This is a genomic window from Methylobacterium sp. Leaf456 (genome assembly GCF_001425465.1).
Lineage (GTDB): Bacteria > Pseudomonadota > Alphaproteobacteria > Rhizobiales > Beijerinckiaceae > Methylobacterium.
Map to the genome: position 1 here is coordinate 122,819 of NZ_LMQV01000040.1, position 18,299 is coordinate 141,117.

Genomic DNA, 18,299 nt, shown 5'->3' on the forward strand with positions numbered 1-18,299 from the left:
CACCTAAGTCTATTGCCCACGGGAAATGGATTCGTGCCTGCACGCCTGCCTCATGTCGCCGCCGCCGCGGCTCTCGCCCTCGCCGCCCTGCTTCAGGGCTGCGCGAGCCGAACGACGCCCGAGGCGGGCTTCGGGAGCCTGTACCTGCCGCTGACCACCGCCTCGACCGCGCTCGATGCAGGGGCGGCGCGGGACATGATCTCGGCCTATCGCGGCAACAACGGCGAGGCGCCGCTGCGGCTCGATCCCGACCTGCAGCGGCTCGCGGAAGCCGAGGCGGCATCTATGGCCGCCGCCGACCGCCCGAGCAGCAGCCGCACCGTGCGCAGCGCCGTGACGCGGCTGGGCTACGAGGGCGCCGACGCCAACCTCTCGGCGGGGTACCATACCCTCGCGGAAGCGTTTTCCGGCTGGCGCGACAGCCCCCCGCACCGCGCCGTGATGCTGAACGGCGACGCGACCCGCATGGGCATCGCGACCGCCTACGCGCCGGGCTCGAAGTACAAGGTGTACTGGGCGTTGCTGGTGGCGAAGTAGCCGCTCCTCCCACCCATCCCCCTCATCCTGAGCTGCCGCGCAGGGGCCTCGAAGGAGGGCTCCAGTTCGCTCAGCGATCCCTGGAGCCCTCCTTCGAGGCTTCGCTTCGCTCGCACCTCAGGATGAGGGGGGAGGGGTGGATGAGCCGCCGGTAAAAACCCAGAAAACTATGGCAGGCCCTTGCCGTTCGGCGTGGGCGGCGGCTCGGACAGCAGCGTTACCGTCACCCGGCGGTTGGCCGCGAGGTAGGGGTTGTCGGGGAACATCGGCTCGGTGTCGGCCTTGCCGCCGACCGAGGCGAACCGGTCCTCGGGCAATCCGGCGGCGGCCAGGATTTCGCGGACGCTGAGCGCGCGGTTGGCGGACAGCTCCCAGGGCGGGGCGGTGTCGCGCTGGCCCGGCCGGGGCGTCGCCGTGAAGCCCGTCACCACGATGCGGTTGGGCATGCGCGCGATCGTCGGCACGAGCTTTTCCAGCAGGCGCCGGGTGCGGTCGTAGGGCCGGCTCGATCCTTCCGGAAACATCGAGCGCCCGTCCTGATCGACGATCGCCACGTCGAGCCCGCGGCGGCTCGGCGAGATGATGATGTTCTTCGAGAGTTCCGCCACCTCCGGCATGTCCTGCATCGCCTGCCGCAGCGAGGCGGCGGCCTGGCCGAACGCCTCCGGGTAGCCGCGGTCGGGGATGCCGTCGTCGAGGCCGCTGTCGAGCTGGGGCGGCGTGGTGCGGTCGGTCGCCCGCTCGGGGGGCACGTCGCGCAGGTACTTCACCTTGTCCGCCGTCGGCAGGCCGTTCTGCTCGATGATGCCGGCGAAGCGCGATTCCTTGTTGGTGCCGAAGGCGTCGCGCATCGAGCCCGCCACCACCTGCAGCTTCTTCTGGTCCTGGGTCGAGTAGGCGGCGATCATGACGAAGAAGCTCATCAGGAGCGCCATCAGGTCGGCGAAGGTCACGAACCAGCCGTGACCGCCATGCGCGCCGCCGCGCTTCTTCTTGGCCACGGACTCATCCTCCTCGAACCGGACCGCGATGGTGCCCACACCATCGCGGTTCGCCCGCGCGCATGCGCGGCGGCGGTCGTCCGCCGGGCGCCCCGCGGGAGCGGGGCAACTTCAGAATCACGCCGCTTCGGCGACGAGGTCGGCGCGGTGGTTGGCCGGCAGGTAGGCGATCAGCATCTCGCGCACGAGCGAGGCGCTCTTCTGGTCGCGGATCAGCAGGATGCCGTCGATGATCAGCGAGCGCGACACGTCCTCCTCCTCGACCTTCACATGCAGCTTGTCGGCGATCGGCAGGGCCACGAGGTTGGCGATCAGCGCGCCGTAGAGGGTGGCGAGCAGGGCGGTCGCCATGGCGGGGCCGAGCTTCGACGGGTCGGACATGTTGGCGAACATCGTCACCATGCCGAGGATGGTGCCGATCATGCCCCAGGCAGGCGCGCAGTCGCCGAACGCCCGATAGATCTTCGAGCCCTCGTCGAGATGCATCAGGAAGTTGTCGCGGTCGCGCTCCATCGTGTCGCGGATGAAGTCGCGGTCGTAGCCGTCGGCGATGTAGCGCGCGCCCTGGGCCAGGAAGGGATCGTTGATCTCCATGTTCTCCAGCGCGATCGGGCCCGACTTGCGCACCACCTCGGCGATCCGGGTGATCTCCTCGATCAGGTCGTGCGGCTTCACCGCGCGCATGGTGAAGGCGTAGCGCAAGCCCATCGGCACGCCGTGGGCGATCACCGAGAACGGGAAGCGGATGATGGTCGCCATCACCGAGCCGCCGAAGATGACGATCACGGCGTGCTTGTCGAAATAGGCGGCGAAGTTGCCGCCGTCGATCATGATGAGCGTGAACACCACGCCGACGCCGCCGAGCAGCCCGACACCGGTTGCGAGATCCATGAGACGCGACGCCCGATCCTGCCCGCCTGCGGGCACTCGTCACAGGTCTAAAAAAACAGGCTGAAGGAAGCGTAAAGACGTTGCCGAACCCGTCGATGGCGCGTCATGTGCCGTTCAGGGGAGGCGGGGCATAAGTCTCGCACCGACGGACCGAAAACCGCCTGAGCGCGGTCGCGATCGTCGGGGTCGGGATGTCTCCCGGCGGGTCTCACGAGCCGGATACCGCGATGCGGCCGGACGGGACGGGGGAGCGAAACCAGATGTCGATGATTCGTCTCTATGCGCGGGTGCTCGGCCTGCTCGGGGCGGAGAAGCGGCTGGCCGTGGGCCTGATCGCGGCCAACGTCGCGCTGGCCGTGGCGGCCTTCGCCGAGCCGCTGATCATGGGCCGCATCATCGACGGCCTGACGCACCTCTCGAAGGACGCGCCCGCCAGCGCGCTCGCCCCGTGGATCGTCGCCTGGGTGGTGTTCGGCCTGTTCACCATCGGCGCGGGCGTGGCCATCGCCCTCCATTCCGACCGGCTGGCGCATCGCAACCGGCTCGCCACCATGGCGAATTTCTTCGAGCACGTGCTGGAGCTGCCGATCGCCTTCCACTCCTCGAACCATTCGGGGCGGGTGCTGAAGGCGATGCTGGAAGGCACCAACGGCATGGCCTGGATCTGGCTCAACTTCTTCCGGGAGCACTTCGCCGCCCTGCTCTCCGTCGGCGTGCTGCTGCCGCTGACCCTGTTCGTGAACTGGCGCCTCGGCGCGATCCTCGTCGTGCTGGTGCTGATCTTCACCGCGCTGGCGACCTACGTCCTGCGCCGCACCGAGACGCTCCAGTGCGAGGTCGAGGAGTATCAGTCGGGCCTCGCGGCGCACGCCTCCGACGCGCTCGGCAACGTCGCCGTCATCCAGTCCTTCACCCGCGCACGCGCCGAGAAGGAAGCGATGCGCACCATCATCCACGACCTGCTGAAGGTGCAGATCCCGGTTCTGTCGTGGTGGGCGCTCGCCAACGTCGCCACCCGCGCGTCGGGCACGCTGACCATGACGGCGATCTTCATCACCGGTATCGCCCTGCACCAGAAGGGTGCGGCGACCGTCGGCGAGATCGTCGCCTTCATGAGCCTCGCCACCATGCTGGTGACCAAGCTCGACCACGTCGTCACCTTCGTGAACGGGGTGTTCATGCAGGCTCCGAAGATGCGCGAGTTCTTCGAGGTGCTCGACACCGTGCCGACCGTGCGCGACCGGGCGCATGCCAAGCCGCTCGCCCGCCCCGAGGGCGCGGTGGAGTTCGAGAACGTCGCCTTCTCCTATGACGGTCGCCGCCAAGCCCTCGACGGCGTTTCGTTCGCGGCCAAGCCCGGCGAGACCGTGGCCCTCGTCGGCACCACGGGTTCGGGCAAGTCGACCACGCTCGGCCTGCTGCACCGGACCTTCGACCCGGATCAGGGCGCCATCCGCATCGACGGCACCGACATCCGCGACATCGGCCTCTCGTCCTTGCGCCACAACATCGGCGTCGTGTTCCAGGAGCCGATGCTGTTCAACCGCTCGATCCGCGAGAACCTCCAGGTCGGACGCCCCGACGCGACCGACGCCGAGATGCTCGACGCGCTGGAACGCGCCCAGGCCGGCGAGTTCATGGCTCGCCAGTCCGACGGCCTCGACACCGTGATCGGCGAGCGCGGTCGTTCGCTGTCCGGCGGCGAGCGCCAGCGCCTCTCGATCGCCCGCGCGCTCCTCAAGAACCCGCCGGTGCTGATCCTCGACGAGGCGACGAGCGCCCTCGACGCGGCCACCGAGCGCAAGCTGCAGCAGGCGCTGGAGACCGTGATGGAGGGCCGCACGACCTTCGTGATCGCCCACCGCCTCGCGACGATCCGCAACGCCGACCGCATCCTCGTGTTCGAGCACGGCAAGATCGTGGAAAGCGGCACGTTCGACGAGCTGGTCGCGCAAGGGCACCGCTTCGCCGACCTCGCCAAGGCGCAGTTCATGGCGGCGCAAGCCGAGGACGACCTGCCGATGGCGGCGTAAGGTCCTGACAGAAAAACGGCCCGCCTTCGTGAGAGGGCAGGCCGGGTCAGGGGAGGTTTTCGCAGGAGAGTGAGAAGAAAAGTCGCGGGAGGGGAAGAGAGTTCCCCGGCAAACCGTCTTTCCACACCGAAATGCCACAGGGTTGCGGGTCGGCCACAGCGCTTCACGGCGGCGCGGGGCGTGCTATAGGGCGCGCCCCGCCTCTAGGGCCGCCGACCCGATTGCATCGGGTCGGCGGCCCTAGGTTGTTGCTGTGCCGCGCATTCTTACGACGAACCGGCCTCCACTTCGTCGGACTGCGCTCAAGCTCCGGACCGCGATGCCGCCGATCGTCTCGATCGAGAACCTGTCGAAGGTCTACGCCTCTGGCCTCCACGCCCTCAAGGACGTGAACCTCGCCATCGCCAAGGGCGAAATCTTCGCCCTGCTCGGCCCCAACGGGGCCGGCAAGTCGACGCTGATCAACACCGTCTGCGGCATCGTCACCCCGAGTTCGGGCACGGTCCGGGTCGGCGGCCACGACATCGGGCCCGATTACCGCGCGGCGCGCCGGATGATCGGGCTGGTGCCGCAGGAACTCACCACCGACGCCTTCGAGAAGGTGTGGGACACGGTGAGCTTCAGCCGCGGCCTGTTCGGTCTCAGGAAGGACCCCGCCCATATCGAGCGGGTCTTGAGGGACCTTTCGCTCTACGAGAAGCGCGACAGCCGCATCATGCAGCTCTCCGGCGGCATGAAGCGGCGCGTGCTGATCGCCAAGGCGCTCGCCCACGAGCCGCAGGTGCTGTTCCTCGACGAGCCGAGTGCGGGCGTGGACGTGGAGCTGCGCCAGGACATGTGGCGCCTCGTGCGGCGCCTGCGCGACCAGGGCGTCACCGTGATCCTGACCACGCACTACATCGAGGAGGCCGAGGAGATGGCCGACCGGGTCGGCGTGATCCGCAAAGGCGAGATCATCCTCGTCGAGGACAAGGTCGCGCTGATGCACAAGCTCGGCAAGAAGCGGCTCACGCTGCATCTCGCCGAGCCCGTGACCGCACTGCCGGACAGCCTCAGCGGTTACGAGCTTCACCTCACCGCGGGCGGCCGCGAGATCGTCTACACCTACGACACCAAGCGCGAGCGCACCGGCATCACCCGCCTGCTCACCGATCTCTCGGCGGCCGGCATCGGCTTCACCGACCTCGACACGAAACAGAGTTCGCTGGAGGAGATCTTCGTCGATCTCGTCCGCGGCAGCGTGGGAGCCGCCTCATGAATCTCCCGGCAGTCCTGGCCATCTACCGCTTCGAGATGGCTCGCTTCTGGCGCACGGCGCTGCAAAGCATCGTCGCCCCGGTCATCGCGACTTCGCTCTACTTCGTGGTGTTCGGCGCCGCGATCGGTTCGCGGATGCAGACGGTGGACGGCATCCCCTACGGCGCCTTCATCGTGCCGGGGCTGATCATGCTCTCGCTGCTGACGCAAAGCGTGTCGAACGCCGCGTTCGGCATCTACTTCCCGCGCTTCTCCGGCACGATCTACGAGCTGCTCTCGGCGCCGATCTCGCCGTTCGAGGTGGTGCTCGGCTATGTCGGCGCAGCGGCCACCAAGTCGATCTTCATCGGCCTCATCATCTTGGCCACCGCCGCCCTGTTCGTGCCGCTGCACATCGCGCATCCGGTCTGGATGGTGGCCTTCCTGCTGCTCACCGCCATCACCTTCAGCCTGTTCGGCTTCGTCATCGGCCTGTGGGCCGACGGGTTCGAGAAGCTGCAACTCGTGCCGCTCCTCGTCGTCACGCCGCTGACCTTCCTCGGGGGCAGCTTCTACTCGATCGAGATGCTGCCGCCGTTCTGGTACGCCGTCAGCCACGCCAACCCGGTGGTCTACCTCGTCAGCGGCTTCCGCTGGGCCTTCTTCGGCAAAGGGGATGTCGCGGTCGGCATCAGCATCGCAGTGACGTTCGGATTTTTGGCACTCTGCCTCGGGCTGGTGACGTGGATTTTTCGCACCGGGTATCGGCTGAAAAGCTGAGAGAGCGGCCGGCTCCCCCCTCTCCCCGCACCGCGGGGAGAAGGGAATGCGCTCCCTACTTGCACTCCTCCCGCGCCCGCTTCAGTGCCTCGGAAAACCCGCCCATGGCGTACTCGTCCTGGGTCGGGTTGCCGCGCTGCGAGGTGGTGCGGACGGTCGCGGTCTGGGTGCGGCTCATCTCGGCGACGATGCGCGGCTCGTCGGCCTGGTTCTGGATCCAGGCGTTCTCGTCCTTGACGACGAGGCCGTAACGGGCCGCGCCGACGGTGAGGTAGGGATCGCTCGGGGCGGCGGTCGCGCCGGGCTTGGCTTGCGCCGCCGCGGGCTTCGGCTTGAAGCCGAGCATCACCGCGATCTCGCTCTGCGCACCGCCCTTGGCGAGGGAGACGAACAGGTAGGCCGTGTCGCGAGCGAGCGATTTCGGGCTGCGCGTCGTCGGCTGGGCGATGGCGTAGCACAGTTTTTCGCGGGCCTGCCCGCCATTGGTGAAGACGTTCCAGTCGCCGAACACCGCGAGCGGCACCGCCTGCTGCATCCCCGGCGGCAGGGCGCTCGACTTCGGGGCGCTGTTCTTCGACGAGCGACGCCCGCGACGCCCGCGGCGGCCCTCGTCCGGCGCCGCCTCGGCCGCGGGTACCTCCGCCTGCGCGTAGGCGCGCTCGGCGGGCGTCGGCACGAGCGAAGCGCCCGCGGCGATCAGCCAGGGCGCGAACAGGGCGGGGAGGGCGGTCAGGAGGGTCGGGAGGCGGGTCCGCTGCATCTCACGCTTTTTCCGGTCGAACGAACGGCTCCGCTCGCCTTCTCTCGCGGCAGCATGATGGCCGCGGGCGGGATGGGAAAGGCCCGCCGTACCGGGATCAACGCAAAAAGGGCCGGATGGGCGGGCTCAGGCCGCCCGGATCTCGGCGGCCAGCGCCGCGGAGGCGATGGCGGCGACCGGCAGCTCGATCTCGGGCAGGACCAGTTCCACCACCGGCGCCGGCTCGATGGGTTGCGGTGCGGCCGGCTTCTTCACCGGGTCGTTGTAGGGCGTGTTGTAGGCCTTGCGGATGGAGGCCCAGAAGGCGTCGCGGTCCGTATCGGAGAGCAAGGCCAGACGGGCATCGATCGCCTCTCTGGCCGCCTGCGCCAGGGCAGGGGTTTCCTCGACCGTGATCCAGCTCTCTACGTTCATCGAAGGCACTCCGCGGGTTCGAGCGTCCGGATAGCCAAGCTCACCTAGCCGTTCCATGAACGCGGCATTTTCCATGCCCGTTCCCGCGCAGCCGTCCTACTTCTCCACAGGCGGCAGTTTCGCGAGCCAGCCTTTCGCCTGGGCCCGAACGTTGTCCGGCGCGGTGCCGCCGTAGCTGGTGCGGCTCGCCACCGAGTTCTCGACGCCGAGCACGGCGAAGACCGCATCCGTGATCTGCGGCTCGATGCCCTGCATCACGTCGAGGGGCAGCTCTTCGAGGCCGACGCCGCGCTCGGATGCCGCCGCCACGACCCGGCCGGTGACGTGATGGGCTTGGCGAAACGGCATGCCGAGTTCGCGCACCAGCCAGTCGGCGAGATCGGTGGCGGTGGCGTAGCCGGAGCCCGCGGCGCGCTTCAGCGTCTCGGTCACGGGCTCGAGGTCGCGCACCATTCCGGTCATGGCGGCGAGGCACAGGGAGAGCGATAGGAGCGCGTCGAAGGTGCCCTCCTTGTCCTCCTGCATGTCCTTGGAATAGGCGAGCGGCAGCCCCTTCATCACGATGAGCAGGCCCGTCAGCGCGCCGACGATGCGCCCGGCCTTGGCCCGCACCAGCTCGGCGGCATCGGGGTTGCGCTTCTGCGGCATGATCGACGAGCCGGTGGTGAAGCGGTCGCTGAGCTTGACGAAGCCGAACTGGGCCGAGGTCCACACCACCAGCTCCTCGGCGAAGCGCGAGAGGTGGACGGCGCAGATCGAGGCGGCGGCGAGCGATTCGAGGGCGAAGTCGCGGTCGGCCACCGAGTCCAGGGAATTCGCCGTCGGCCGGTCGAAGCCGAGCGCGGCGGCGACCGCGTGCCGGTCGATCGGGAAGGACGTGCCGGCGAGTGCGGCGGCGCCGAGCGGGCACTCGTTGAGCCGGGCGCGGGCATCGCGGAACCGGCCGCGGTCGCGCGCCAGCATCTCGACATAGGCGAGGCAATGGTGGCCGAAGGTGACGGGCTGGGCCGATTGCAGGTGGGTGAAGCCCGGCATCACGGTCGCGGCGTATTTGTCCGCGCTCTCGGCCAGCACCCGCTGCAACTCGGCGACCTGCCCGTCGAGCGCGTCGAGGGTGTCGCGCACCCACAGCCGCATGTCGGTGGCGACCTGATCGTTGCGAGAGCGGGCGGTGTGGAGCCGCCCGGCGGCGGGGCCGACGATCTCGGTGAGGCGGCTCTCCACCGCCATGTGGATGTCTTCGAGTTCGCGCCGATACGCGAATTCGCCGCGCGCGATCTCGGCCTCGACGGACTTGAGCCCGTCGGAAATCGCGGTCACATCGTCGGCCGGCAGGATGCCCTGCGCCCCCAGCATCGCGACATGTGCCAGCGAACCGCGGATGTCCTGGGGCGCGAGGCGCCGGTCGAACCCGATGGAGGCGTTGATCTCCTCCATGATCTCGGCGGGGCCGCTCGCGAAGCGCCCGCCCCACATCCGGTTGCTCATGGCCCGTTCCACCTTCTCGACTGTGCCCGCCGGAGCCTGCCGGTGAGGGCAAACCCGAAAATCCTGATCGCGGGCGGCCTCGCCGCCGCGCTGCTCGGCGGCTTCGCCCTATACGGGACCGGCTCGAACCTCGGCAACCTCGCGGGGCTCGGACCCACCGGCCCCTGCGCGGAGGCCGCCCCCACCGCCGCGCGCCTCGCGCCACTCTCGCGCGGCGCGGTCGCGGCCTTCGAGGCGTGGCCTGCGCCAAAGTCTGCCCCGGCACTGACCTTCAAGGGCCCGGACGGCGCGCCGACCGATCTCGCGGCCATGGGGGGAAAGCTGCTGCTGGTGAACCTGTGGGCGACGTGGTGCGCCCCCTGCAAGACCGAGATGCCGGCCCTCGACCGGCTCCAGGCCGACCTCGGCGGGGACCGCTTCCAAGTGGTGGCGATCAACGTCGAGACGCGCAACCTCGACAAGCCGCCCGCGTGGTTCAAGGCCAACGGCATCGTGGGGCTGACCTATTACGGCGATCCCGAAGGCAAGGTGCTGCCGGCGCTGCAAGCGGCCGCCGGCTCGACGGGCCTGCCGACGACGGCGCTCATCGACGCGAAGGGGTGCATGCTCGGCGTGATGAAGGGCCCGGCCGAATGGTCGGGGGAGGAGGGGAAGAAACTGATCCGGGCGGCGCTCGGGGAGGGGGCTTGATCCCGGTGTCCGTCTGACCGCGTGGCTTCAGCCGCATTCCCCTCTCCCCGCACGCGGGGAGAGGCCTGCATGGACCTCGTCGTCCATGCAGGAAGCGAAGGCGAAGCCAGAGCGAAGGTGAGGGGGCGCCGCCGGAAGAGTCTACTGCGGGCAAGCCCCCTCACCGTCGGCTGCCGCCTTGCCGCGCCGACGACGGGGTCGTCGCGGCCCTCTCCCCGCACAGCGCAGGACTGTCCGGGGAACGGAAGCGTAGCTTTTGATTTGGGGGTGCATGCTCCGGAGCCGAGCCGCGAGACGGCTGTTTTCTGGTTGTCGAGACACAGAAAACAGGCCCGGAGCATGCCCCCTCTGCCTATCATCTTCCGACAGCTGATTGCAGCCATCGATCGCCCCGCCTTCGAACGGCGCGCGGCGCAGATCCGAGCCGAGGCCTACGACAAGAGCTTCGGCGCCTGGGATCATCTCCTCGCCCTGATCTTCGCCCAGCTCAGCGGCGCCACCAGCCTGCGCGAGCTCGAACTGAACTGGAACGCCCTCCGGCCCCATCACGCTGCCCTCGGCAGCGGGCCGCTGGCCCGCTCGACCCTCTCCGACGCCAACCAGCGCCGGCCCGCCAGCCTCTTCGCCGACACCTTCACGGCCCTGGCCGCCGCTCTCGGGCGGCGCCTGCGCCGGGACGGCGCCCATCTGCTGCAGGTGCTCGACGCCACACCGATCCCGCTGGGGGCCCACCAGCCCTGGGCCCGTTGGAACGGCCGCATCCGCGGGCTCAAGCTGCACGTGGTCTACGATCCCGACAGCCGGCAGGCCGGCGTCCTGGGGATCACCGACGCCACCGTCAACGACGCCGAGGTCGGACGCACGATCCCGCTGCAGGCCGGCCGGACCTACGTCTTCGACAAGGGCTACTGCCACTACGGCTGGTGGCACGCCATCGCTGCGGCCGGGGCATGGTTCGTGACCCGGCCCAAGACCAACATGCGGCTGGCGGTGCTGCGCCTGCGTCCGCTGGCGAGCCGGGAGGGGGAAGAGGGGGATGGCTTCACCGTCCTAGAAGACGCCGAGGTGCGCTTGGCCAGCAAGGGCGATTCCTCCCTGCCGATCCCGCTGCGTCGGATCCGGCTGCGGCGGCACGCGGACGGCACCACCTTGGAGGTGCTGACCAACCACGCGGACGCGAGCGCGGTCGAGATCGCCACCCTGTACAAGCGACGCTGGCAGATCGAGCTGCTGTTCCGCTGGCTCAAGCAGCATCTGCGCATCCGCCGCTTCCTCGACCACAGCCCCGCGGCGATCCGGCTCCAGCTCTACGCCGCCCTGATCGCCTACGCGCTCGTGCATCTGGCCGCGCGCCGCAGCCGCTTTGCCGGATCCATGCTGCGCTTCCTGCGGCTGATCCGGCAGAGTTTGGCCGAGCCGCACGATCTCATGCAAATCGACCCGCCTCCGCGACACCGACGACGAACACGATGGCCGGCTCAGCTCGCCTTCGACTTCTGAGATTACCCGGACAGCCGTGCGCACAGCGGGGCGAGGGGATGCGCGGCCTCCGAGTGAGTCACCGGAAACCGGATGCTGACCCATCCCGCTTGCCTCTCCGTGCAAAGCCGGGCACCGGAGCCCGATGACGCAGCAGAAACCCGTCCGCACCCTGCCACGCCCACTCTCGGCGATCCGCACCGTCATGGCGAACGAGGCGGCAGGCGGCGTCGTGCTGATGGCCGCCGCCGCCGCAGCGCTCGCGGTGGCGAACTCGCCGCTGGCGGAGGGCTACCACCACGCTCTCCATGTATATGTCGGCCCCTTGAGCCTGCTGCACTGGATCAACGACGGCCTGATGGCCGTGTTCTTCCTGCTGGTCGGCCTGGAGATCAAGCGCGAGGCCCTCGACGGGCGCCTGCGCACCTGGCCCGACCGGGTGCTGCCGGGGCTCGCCGCCGCCGCCGGCATGGTTGCGCCCGCGCTGGTCTATCTCGCCTTCAACGCTGGCGCCGGCACCGCGCGCGGCTGGGCGATTCCCGCCGCCACCGACATCGCCTTCGCGCTCGGCGTCCTCGCGCTGCTGGGGCCCCGCGTGCCGATCTCGCTCAAGGTCTTCCTGTCGGCGGTCGCCATCGTCGATGATCTCGGCGCCGTCGTCATCATCGCGCTGTTCTACACCGGCAGCCTCGACACCGCGATGCTCGCCGCCGCAGCCGGCGTGCTGGCGCTGCTCCTCGCCCTCAACCGCCTCGGCGTGCGGGCGCTCCCCCCCTACCTGCTGGCCGGGCTGGCACTGTGGTTCTTCGTGCTGCGCTCCGGCGTCCACGCCACCGTCGCGGGCGTGCTGCTCGCCCTGTTCGTACCGATCCGCCCGAGCCCCGGACGGCCGGAGGACGTGGAATCGCCGCTGCACCGGCTGGAGCATGCGTTGAGCCCTTGGGTCTCGTTCCTGATCGTCCCGATCTTCGGCTTCGCCAATGCCGGCGTGACGCTGCTCGGCCTGCCGGCCCGCGCCTTGCTCGATCCGGTGACGCTCGGCGTCGGACTCGGTCTGTTCGTCGGCAAGCAGGTCGGCATCTTCGCCGCCGTACGGCTTGCCGTCGCCACCGGCCTCGCGGCGCGGCCCGCGGGCGCCAGTTGGGGGCAGGTCTACGGCGTGGCGCTGCTCTGCGGCATCGGCTTCACCATGAGCCTGTTCATCGGGGGGCTGGCCTTCACCGACGGCCTGCACGAGACCGAGACCAAGCTCGGCGTGCTCGGCGGCTCGCTCCTGTCGGGGATTTTCGGGGCGATCGTGTTGATCGTGGTGCGTGGGAAGGCGCCGGTGCGGTAAGACCGCGCGGCGACCCCACAGCCCTAAACTGCCCCCGCAGCCATGCCTACCTATCTCGGCCTCGCCACGACCTTCCACGATCCGGCCCTGGCCCTCGTCGGACCGGACGGCACGGTGCTTTTTGCCGAGGCGGCGGAGCGGTACCTCCAATACAAGCGCGCCCCGAACTGCGAGCCCGATCCCGGCACCCGCATGGCCGGGCTGCTCGCGCGATACGTGCCGGACGGCGCCGACCTCGTCGTCGCCTCGTCCTGGGGCGGGCAATTCTCGGACTTCCTGAAAGGTCAGGCTGCCTCCGGCGCCTTCGACCTCATGGCGCTCGCCGCCCATCCCTCCACCCTCAACCGCTCCTTGGTGCCGGAGCGGGCCGAGCGGGTCTTCATCGCCGACCTCCACGCCATGCAGGCGCGGGCCGGCTACGGCACGCTGCTGGCGCTCGACAACGAGACCCGCGGGCTCGGCGGCAAGCCACGGGTGACGATTGCCGGGCAAAGGCGCTACGCCCATCACCTCACGCACGCGGCCTACGCCCTCTGGGGCAGCCCGTTCGACGAGGCGACGGCGCTGGTCGTCGACGGCATGGGCGAGACCGGGGCGGCGGCGATCTACCGGCTGCGGGACGGGCGCATCGAGGAGGTGCGGCGGCACCGCGGACGCGGCTCGGTCGGCTTCCTCTACGGGCTCGTCACCGATCTCGCCGGCTTCGACCAGATCAAGGGCGAGGAATGGAAGATCATGGGGCTCGCCCCCTATGGCCGCACCGATCCGGCGCTGATGGCCCTGCTGCGCCGCCTGTACGCGGTTCGAGACGGGCGCCTGACCTTCGCCGAGGCCGGGACGGTGCAGGCGGTCGCCGCGGAGATTCTGGCGCGGCGCCCCGAGGGGATCGGCGAGCAGGGCTGGGCCGACCTCGCCCGCTGCGGCCAGGACGTCTTCTGTGAATTGATGGACGTGCTGATCGCCGAGGCTTGGGCGCTGGCGCCCTCCGAAAACCTCGTGATCGCCGGGGGCTGCGGGCTCAACTCGTCCTACAACGGACGCGTGCTCGGCCGCTCCGGCTTCCGGCGGCTCCACGTCCCGTCCGCCCCCGCCGACGACGGCAACGCCATCGGCGCCGCGTGGCTGGCGCTCGCCGAGGACGATCCCGACTGGAAGGGCCCGGCGGCGCCGGCACGCCCGCTCACACCCTATCTCGGTTCCACCATCTCGACCGAACCGCTGGCGCGCATGGCGGAATGGGAGCCGCGCGCCCGGCGCCTCGGCCATGACGGGGTGACGCGGGAAGCGGCAAGAATCCTCGCGGAGGGCGGGCTCGTCGGCTGGGTGCAGGGGCGGGCGGAGTTCGGGCCGCGGGCGCTCGGCAACCGCTCCATCCTGGCCGATCCGCGACCGGCGCACGCGAAGGATTCGCTCAACGCCAAGGTGAAGTACCGCGAGGCGTTCCGCCCGTTCGCGCCCTCGATCCTGGCCGAGGCCGGGCCGGACTGGTTCGAGGACTATGCCGACAGCCCCTACATGGAGCGCACGCTGGTCTGGCGCGAGGCAGTGCGGGGGCGCGTCCCGGCCGTCGTCCACGCCGACGGCACCGGCCGGCTGCAGAGCGTCACGGCGGAGCGCAACCCACGCTACGCGGCGCTGATCGCGGCGTTCGCCGAACTCACCGGCGTGCCGATCCTGCTCAACACCAGCTTCAATGTGATGGGCAAGCCGATCCTCCACTCTGCGGAGGACGCGATCCTGATGTTTTACACCACCGGCCTCGATGCCATCGTGGTCGAAGACTGGATCCTGACGAAGACGGCACCCGCTTGATCTTTTTTCATCCTTCCCACCCCCCTCCTCCTGAGGTGCCGCGAAGCGGCCTCGAAGGAGGGCTCCAGGAATCGCTGAGACGTCTGGAGCCCTCCTTCGAGGCTGAGCTAACGCTTCAGCACCTCAGGATGAGGATGTGGGTGGGAGGATCGTCGGCGTTATTCGCAGACTTCGACGTTCTTGTAGGTGAACTCGATGTCGTTGAGCCACTGCTTGCGGCGCTCGTAGTGGCAGATCGGGCCGCGGCGCGGCGGCGGGGCGACGTAGACCGGGCCTTCCTCGACATAGACCGGGCGCGGGGCCGGGCCGGGGGGCGGGGCGCCGCCGCCGTTGAGGAGAGCGCCCAGCGCGAGGCCGCCGACGACGCCCGCGGCGGCGCCGCCGATCAGGGCGCCGTTGCGACCGTCGCGGGCCGAGGCCGGCGCGGTGGAGACGAGGGCGGCAGCGAGGAGCGCCGCGCAAAAACCCTTCCGGGCGAGGACGGAGACGGACACGGGACCAAGAACCTCCAGGGGACGCTCCGGCAAAATACCGCCCACGTGCTTAAGGATTGGCGAACGCGGGTTTGCCCCCCGTTCACACGACCGTGTCGAGACCCTTCACGACCGCGCGGGGGGGAAGGTCCGGGTACTCGTCGGGCTGCTCGGTGCGGTTGACCCACACGGCGTCGAAACCGAAGGCGGTCGCCCCCGCGATGTCCCAGCGGTTCGAGGAGAAGAACAGCACGCCCTCCCGCGCCGCGCCGAGCCGATCGAGGACCAGTCGGTAGGCCACGGGCGCGGTCTTGAAGGTGCGAACGGGATCGACCGAGAGTACCGCGTCGAGCCGCTCGGCCAGCCCGGCGGAGGCGACCGCCCGCTCCAGCATCGCCGCGTCGCCGTTGGAGAACACGGCGGTCCTCACGCCCGCCGCGCGCAGGCGCGCCAGCACGCGGGGCACCTCCGCATAGGCATCGAGCTCGCGATAGGCGTCGAGCAGTTTTCCGCGCAACGTCGGAGCCACGTCGGGATGCTTGGCCAGCGCGAAGTCGAGGGCGCGCTCGGTCAGCGTCCAGAATTTTTCGTAGCGGCCCATCAGCCCGATGACCCAGCTGTATTCGAGCTGCTTCACCCGCCACAAATCCGAAAACGCCTGCGCCTTCGGGCCGATGGCCTCGGCATGGCGGGCGACCGCCGAATGCACGTCGAGCAGCGTGCCGTAGGCGTCGAACACGGCGTGGGTCTTGCCGGCGAAGAGATCGGATCGGGTCATGCCCGCCATCTGTGGCAGGGGCCGGCGTCCGGCTACCTGCGGCGCAGGCGCACGCCGAACAGGCGCAACCCCACCAGCAGTGCGCCGCCATAGGCCAAGGCGCCTGCAAGCCCCAGCAGCGCCAGCACGGCGACCTCGCGCAGATGGGGCAGGGCGGGCACGATCCGCTCAGCCAACGGCAGGCCGTAGACCGCCAGCACCGCGAGCCCGACGCTCGCCACCGCGACCACCGCCACGGTGACGAGGAGCGGGCGCCCCGGCGCGGTCCAGCCGCGCTTGAGGGCCATGGCATAAAGCAGGCCGAGATTGATCCAGGCGCCGATGGCGGTGGCGAGCGCGAGGCCCGCGACGCCGTAGGGCCCGGTCAGCACGAGCTTCAGCGCGACGTTGACCGCGATGGCCGTGAGCGAAGCGTAGAGCGGCGTCTTGGTGTCCTGCCGGGCATAGAAGCTCGCCACCGCAGAGCGCACCAGCACGACGGCGGGCAGCGCCAGCCCGTAGGCGGCGAGCACGGCCGCCGCGCGGGCGGCGTCGTCCGAGGTGAAGGCGCCGCGCTGGAACAGGGCGGCCATGATCGGCCCCGGCAGGGTCAGGAAGGCGACCGCGAAGGGCGCCGAGAGCGCCAGCGAGAACCCGGCGGCCCGGTTCTGCGCGGCATGCGCCCCGGCGACATCGCCGGACGCGATCCGCCGGCTCATCTCCGGCAGCAGCACCGTGCCGGCCGCGATGGCGATGACGCCGAAGGGCAGCTGGTAGAGCCGGTCCGCATAGTAGAGCGCCGAGACCGCGCCGACCGGCAGGAAGCTCGCGATGATGGTGTCGGCGAAGGACGCGATCTGGAACCCGGCCGAGCCGATCACCGCCGGCCCCAGCACCTTGAAGAAGCGCACCATGGCGGGGTCGCGCAACGTCGGCTTGACCAGCCGCGGCGCGTAGGCGCCCCGGCGCGCATCCCACCACACCAGCGCGAATTGCAGCACGCCCGACACCGACACGCCCCAGGCGGCGGCATAGGCCGCGTTGGGGAACAGGAAGGCGAGCGCGAGCGCGGCCAGCATCGCGAGGTTGAGCAGCACCGGCGCCCCGGCCGCGGCGGCAAAGCGGCGATGCGCGTTGAGGATGCCGGAGAACAGCGTCACCAGCGTCATGAACAGCAGGTAGGGGAAGGTGATCCGGGTGAGGTCGACCGCGAGGGAAAACCGCTCGGCATCCTCGGAGAAACCCGGCGCCAGCGCGCGCACCACCCAGGGCATCGCCGGGAGGGCGAGGGCCAGCAGCCCCACCTGCACCAGCAGCATCAGGGTGAAGACGCAGTCCGCGAATTTTTGGGCCGCGCCGGCCTCGCCCGCCTCTTCGAGTCGCGCATAGGCCGGCACGAAGGCGGTGTTGAACGCCCCCTCACCGAAGATCGCACGGAAGTGGTTCGGCAGGCGGAAGGCGACGACGAAGGCGTCCGCGACCGGCCCGGCCCCCATCACGGCCGCCGTCACCACGTCGCGGGCGAACCCGGTGACCCGCGAGACCAGCGTCCAGCCGCCGACGGAGAGGATCGAGCGGATCATTTTTTTGGGTTTATCCCGCGCGATTGACGATGGCTCGGCCGCCGAACCCCCACCCATCCCCTCATCCTGAGGTGCCGCGAAGCGGCCTCGAAGGAGGGTTCCAGAAGTCGCGCGGCGGGCTGGAGCCCTCCTTCGAGGCCTCCGCTTCGCTACGGCACCTCAGGATGAGGGGGATGGGTGGGATGAGGCGGCGCGGTGCTGATCCAGCGAGTACGGCGCCTCGCCACCGCGGAGCAATGACCGCCGCGCCACGCCGCGCACGAAAAGGGCCGCTCCATCGGCGATGGGGCGGCCCGGACACGCGCGGTTCAGACGAAGCCGATCAGGCCTTCGCTTCCCCGTACAGCTTCTCGACGTACTCCCAGTTCACGAGGTTCTCGATGAACGCCTTGAGGTAGTCGGGCCGGCGGTTGCGGTAGTCGATGTAGTAGGAGTGCTCCCACACGTCGACGCCGAGGATCGGGGTGGCGCCGTGGACGAGCGGGTTCTCGCCGTTGGGGGTCTTCATGATGGCGAGCTTGCCGTCCTTGACCGCGAGCCACGCCCAGCCCGAGCCGAACTGGCCGACGCCCGCTTGGATGAAGTCGGCCTTGAACTTCTCGTAGCCGCCGAGATCCTCGTCGATCTTCGAGGCCAGCGCCTGCGGGGGCTGGCCGCCGCCGTTGGGCTTCATCCAGTTCCAGAAATGGAGGTGGTTGAAGTGCTGGCCGGCGTTGTTGAACAGCGCCTGATTGGTGTTGTAGCTCGCCTTGACGATCTCCTCGACGCTCTTGCCGGCGAGATCGGTGCCTTCGAGCAGCTTGTTGCCGGTGTCCACGTAGGCCTTGTGGTGCTTGTCGTGGTGGAACTCGAGGGTCTCCTTCGACATGTAGGGCCCCAGCGCGTCGTAGGCGTAGGGCAGCTCCGGCAGGGTGAACGTCATGCGGGTCTCCTGGGTCATCCGGGCCTCGCGGGCGTCGGGTCGTGTGGGGCGCGCCAGAGAGCGGGGTCGGCGCGCGGCCGGCGAGGCGACGGCCGGTAGGTAAGTCG

The 18,299-nt window shown here is 69.7% G+C and carries 17 protein-coding genes; 8 read left to right on the forward strand and 9 right to left on the reverse strand.

The window, feature by feature from the left end:
* Window positions 1-33: 33 nt before the first annotated feature.
* Window positions 34-537 carry a CAP domain-containing protein gene (locus ASG52_RS17715; RefSeq protein WP_082552625.1) on the forward strand — a complete coding sequence of 168 codons (504 nt, stop codon included), beginning with the start codon at window positions 34-36 and terminating at the stop codon, window positions 535-537.
* Between the two features lie 167 nt (window positions 538-704).
* Here the strand turns inward: ASG52_RS17715 and ASG52_RS17720 are convergent, their stop codons facing one another.
* Window positions 705-1,538 carry an OmpA/MotB family protein gene (locus tag ASG52_RS17720; protein WP_056246579.1) on the reverse strand — a complete coding sequence of 278 codons (834 nt, stop codon included), beginning with the start codon at window positions 1,536-1,538 and terminating at the stop codon, window positions 705-707.
* Window positions 1,539-1,655: 117 nt separating this feature from the next.
* The gene (locus ASG52_RS17725) at window positions 1,656-2,429 is read right to left on the reverse strand and encodes a motility protein A (RefSeq protein ID WP_056246128.1); all 774 of its coding nucleotides are present in this window, start codon (window positions 2,427-2,429) and stop codon (window positions 1,656-1,658) included.
* 260 nt (window positions 2,430-2,689) lie between these two features.
* Here ASG52_RS17725 and ASG52_RS17730 point away from each other — a divergent pair, with 260 nt between their 5' ends.
* The 3 genes from ASG52_RS17730 (at window position 2,690) to ASG52_RS17740 (ending at window position 6,478) form a co-directional block, all read left to right on the forward strand.
* Window positions 2,690-4,462 carry a glucan ABC transporter ATP-binding protein/ permease gene (locus ASG52_RS17730; protein WP_056246132.1) on the forward strand — a complete coding sequence of 591 codons (1,773 nt, stop codon included), beginning with the start codon at window positions 2,690-2,692 and terminating at the stop codon, window positions 4,460-4,462.
* Window positions 4,463-4,781: 319 nt separating this feature from the next.
* Window positions 4,782-5,720 (forward strand): ABC transporter ATP-binding protein, encoded by a 939-nt coding sequence (locus ASG52_RS17735; RefSeq protein WP_056246135.1) that lies wholly within the window; start codon window positions 4,782-4,784, stop codon window positions 5,718-5,720.
* A complete protein-coding gene (locus ASG52_RS17740; RefSeq protein WP_056246138.1) occupies window positions 5,717-6,478 on the forward strand; it encodes an ABC transporter permease in 762 nt (253 codons plus the stop codon). The genes ASG52_RS17735 and ASG52_RS17740 overlap by 4 nt, the downstream gene beginning before the upstream one ends.
* A gap of 55 nt (window positions 6,479-6,533) precedes the next feature.
* Here ASG52_RS17740 and ASG52_RS17745 read toward each other — a convergent pair whose 3' ends face one another.
* The 3 genes from ASG52_RS17745 to argH all read right to left on the reverse strand — a co-directional run bounded on the left by ASG52_RS17745 (window position 6,534) and on the right by argH (window position 9,140).
* A complete protein-coding gene (locus ASG52_RS17745; protein WP_056246141.1) occupies window positions 6,534-7,238 on the reverse strand; it encodes an invasion associated locus B family protein in 705 nt (234 codons plus the stop codon).
* Window positions 7,239-7,364: 126 nt separating this feature from the next.
* On the reverse strand, window positions 7,365-7,652 hold the full coding sequence (locus ASG52_RS17750; RefSeq protein ID WP_056246144.1) for a hypothetical protein: 288 nt from the start codon (window positions 7,650-7,652) through the stop codon (window positions 7,365-7,367).
* A gap of 96 nt (window positions 7,653-7,748) precedes the next feature.
* A complete protein-coding gene (gene argH / locus ASG52_RS17755) occupies window positions 7,749-9,140 on the reverse strand; it encodes an argininosuccinate lyase (RefSeq protein ID WP_056246146.1) in 1,392 nt (463 codons plus the stop codon).
* A gap of 42 nt (window positions 9,141-9,182) precedes the next feature.
* Between argH and tlpA the strand changes: the two genes are divergently transcribed.
* From tlpA to ASG52_RS17775, 4 genes are all read left to right on the forward strand, one after another.
* Entirely contained in the window at window positions 9,183-9,830 is a 648-nt protein-coding gene (gene tlpA / locus ASG52_RS17760) for a thiol:disulfide interchange protein TlpA (protein ID WP_056246149.1), read from the forward strand.
* A 339-nt stretch (window positions 9,831-10,169) separates the two neighbouring features.
* Window positions 10,170-11,330 (forward strand): IS4 family transposase, encoded by a 1,161-nt coding sequence (locus tag ASG52_RS17765; protein ID WP_056246152.1) that lies wholly within the window; start codon window positions 10,170-10,172, stop codon window positions 11,328-11,330.
* A gap of 124 nt (window positions 11,331-11,454) precedes the next feature.
* Window positions 11,455-12,645, forward strand: a complete 1,191-nt coding sequence (gene nhaA, locus ASG52_RS17770) for a Na+/H+ antiporter NhaA (RefSeq protein WP_056246155.1) — start codon at window positions 11,455-11,457, stop codon at window positions 12,643-12,645.
* Window positions 12,646-12,687: 42 nt separating this feature from the next.
* The gene (locus tag ASG52_RS17775; RefSeq protein WP_056246158.1) at window positions 12,688-14,457 is read left to right on the forward strand and encodes a carbamoyltransferase family protein; all 1,770 of its coding nucleotides are present in this window, start codon (window positions 12,688-12,690) and stop codon (window positions 14,455-14,457) included.
* A gap of 158 nt (window positions 14,458-14,615) precedes the next feature.
* Here ASG52_RS17775 and ASG52_RS17780 read toward each other — a convergent pair whose 3' ends face one another.
* The 4 genes from ASG52_RS17780 to ASG52_RS17795 form a co-directional block, all read right to left on the reverse strand.
* The gene (locus ASG52_RS17780) at window positions 14,616-14,951 is read right to left on the reverse strand and encodes a hypothetical protein (RefSeq protein ID WP_056246163.1); all 336 of its coding nucleotides are present in this window, start codon (window positions 14,949-14,951) and stop codon (window positions 14,616-14,618) included.
* Between the two features lie 82 nt (window positions 14,952-15,033).
* On the reverse strand, window positions 15,034-15,708 hold the full coding sequence (locus ASG52_RS17785; protein WP_056246582.1) for a haloacid dehalogenase type II: 675 nt from the start codon (window positions 15,706-15,708) through the stop codon (window positions 15,034-15,036).
* 32 nt (window positions 15,709-15,740) lie between these two features.
* Entirely contained in the window at window positions 15,741-17,270 is a 1,530-nt protein-coding gene (gene murJ / locus ASG52_RS17790; RefSeq protein ID WP_056246166.1) for a murein biosynthesis integral membrane protein MurJ, read from the reverse strand.
* Between the two features lie 322 nt (window positions 17,271-17,592).
* Entirely contained in the window at window positions 17,593-18,192 is a 600-nt protein-coding gene (locus ASG52_RS17795) for a superoxide dismutase (protein WP_056246585.1), read from the reverse strand.
* Between the last annotated feature and the right edge of the window lie 107 nt (window positions 18,193-18,299).

Excerpts from the sequence above, each read along its gene's own strand:
- ASG52_RS17795 (WP_056246585.1), bottom strand. The coding sequence starts at position 18,192 with ATGACGTTCACCCTGCCGGAGCTGCCCTACGCCTACGACGCGCTGGGG.
- ASG52_RS17735 (WP_056246135.1), top strand. The coding sequence starts at position 4,782 with ATGCCGCCGATCGTCTCGATCGAGAACCTGTCGAAGGTCTACGCCTCT.
- murJ (WP_056246166.1), bottom strand. The coding sequence starts at position 17,270 with ATGATCCGCTCGATCCTCTCCGTCGGCGGCTGGACGCTGGTCTCGCGG.
- ASG52_RS17775 (WP_056246158.1), top strand. The coding sequence starts at position 12,688 with ATGCCTACCTATCTCGGCCTCGCCACGACCTTCCACGATCCGGCCCTG.
- nhaA (WP_056246155.1), top strand. The coding sequence starts at position 11,455 with ATGACGCAGCAGAAACCCGTCCGCACCCTGCCACGCCCACTCTCGGCG.
- ASG52_RS17740 (WP_056246138.1), top strand. The coding sequence starts at position 5,717 with ATGAATCTCCCGGCAGTCCTGGCCATCTACCGCTTCGAGATGGCTCGC.
- ASG52_RS17745 (WP_056246141.1), bottom strand. The coding sequence starts at position 7,238 with ATGCAGCGGACCCGCCTCCCGACCCTCCTGACCGCCCTCCCCGCCCTG.
- ASG52_RS17765 (WP_056246152.1), top strand. The coding sequence starts at position 10,170 with ATGCCCCCTCTGCCTATCATCTTCCGACAGCTGATTGCAGCCATCGAT.
- ASG52_RS17785 (WP_056246582.1), bottom strand. The coding sequence starts at position 15,708 with ATGACCCGATCCGATCTCTTCGCCGGCAAGACCCACGCCGTGTTCGAC.
- ASG52_RS17730 (WP_056246132.1), top strand. The coding sequence starts at position 2,690 with ATGTCGATGATTCGTCTCTATGCGCGGGTGCTCGGCCTGCTCGGGGCG.
- ASG52_RS17750 (WP_056246144.1), bottom strand. The coding sequence starts at position 7,652 with ATGAACGTAGAGAGCTGGATCACGGTCGAGGAAACCCCTGCCCTGGCG.
- ASG52_RS17725 (WP_056246128.1), bottom strand. The coding sequence starts at position 2,429 with ATGGATCTCGCAACCGGTGTCGGGCTGCTCGGCGGCGTCGGCGTGGTG.
- argH (WP_056246146.1), bottom strand. The coding sequence starts at position 9,140 with ATGAGCAACCGGATGTGGGGCGGGCGCTTCGCGAGCGGCCCCGCCGAG.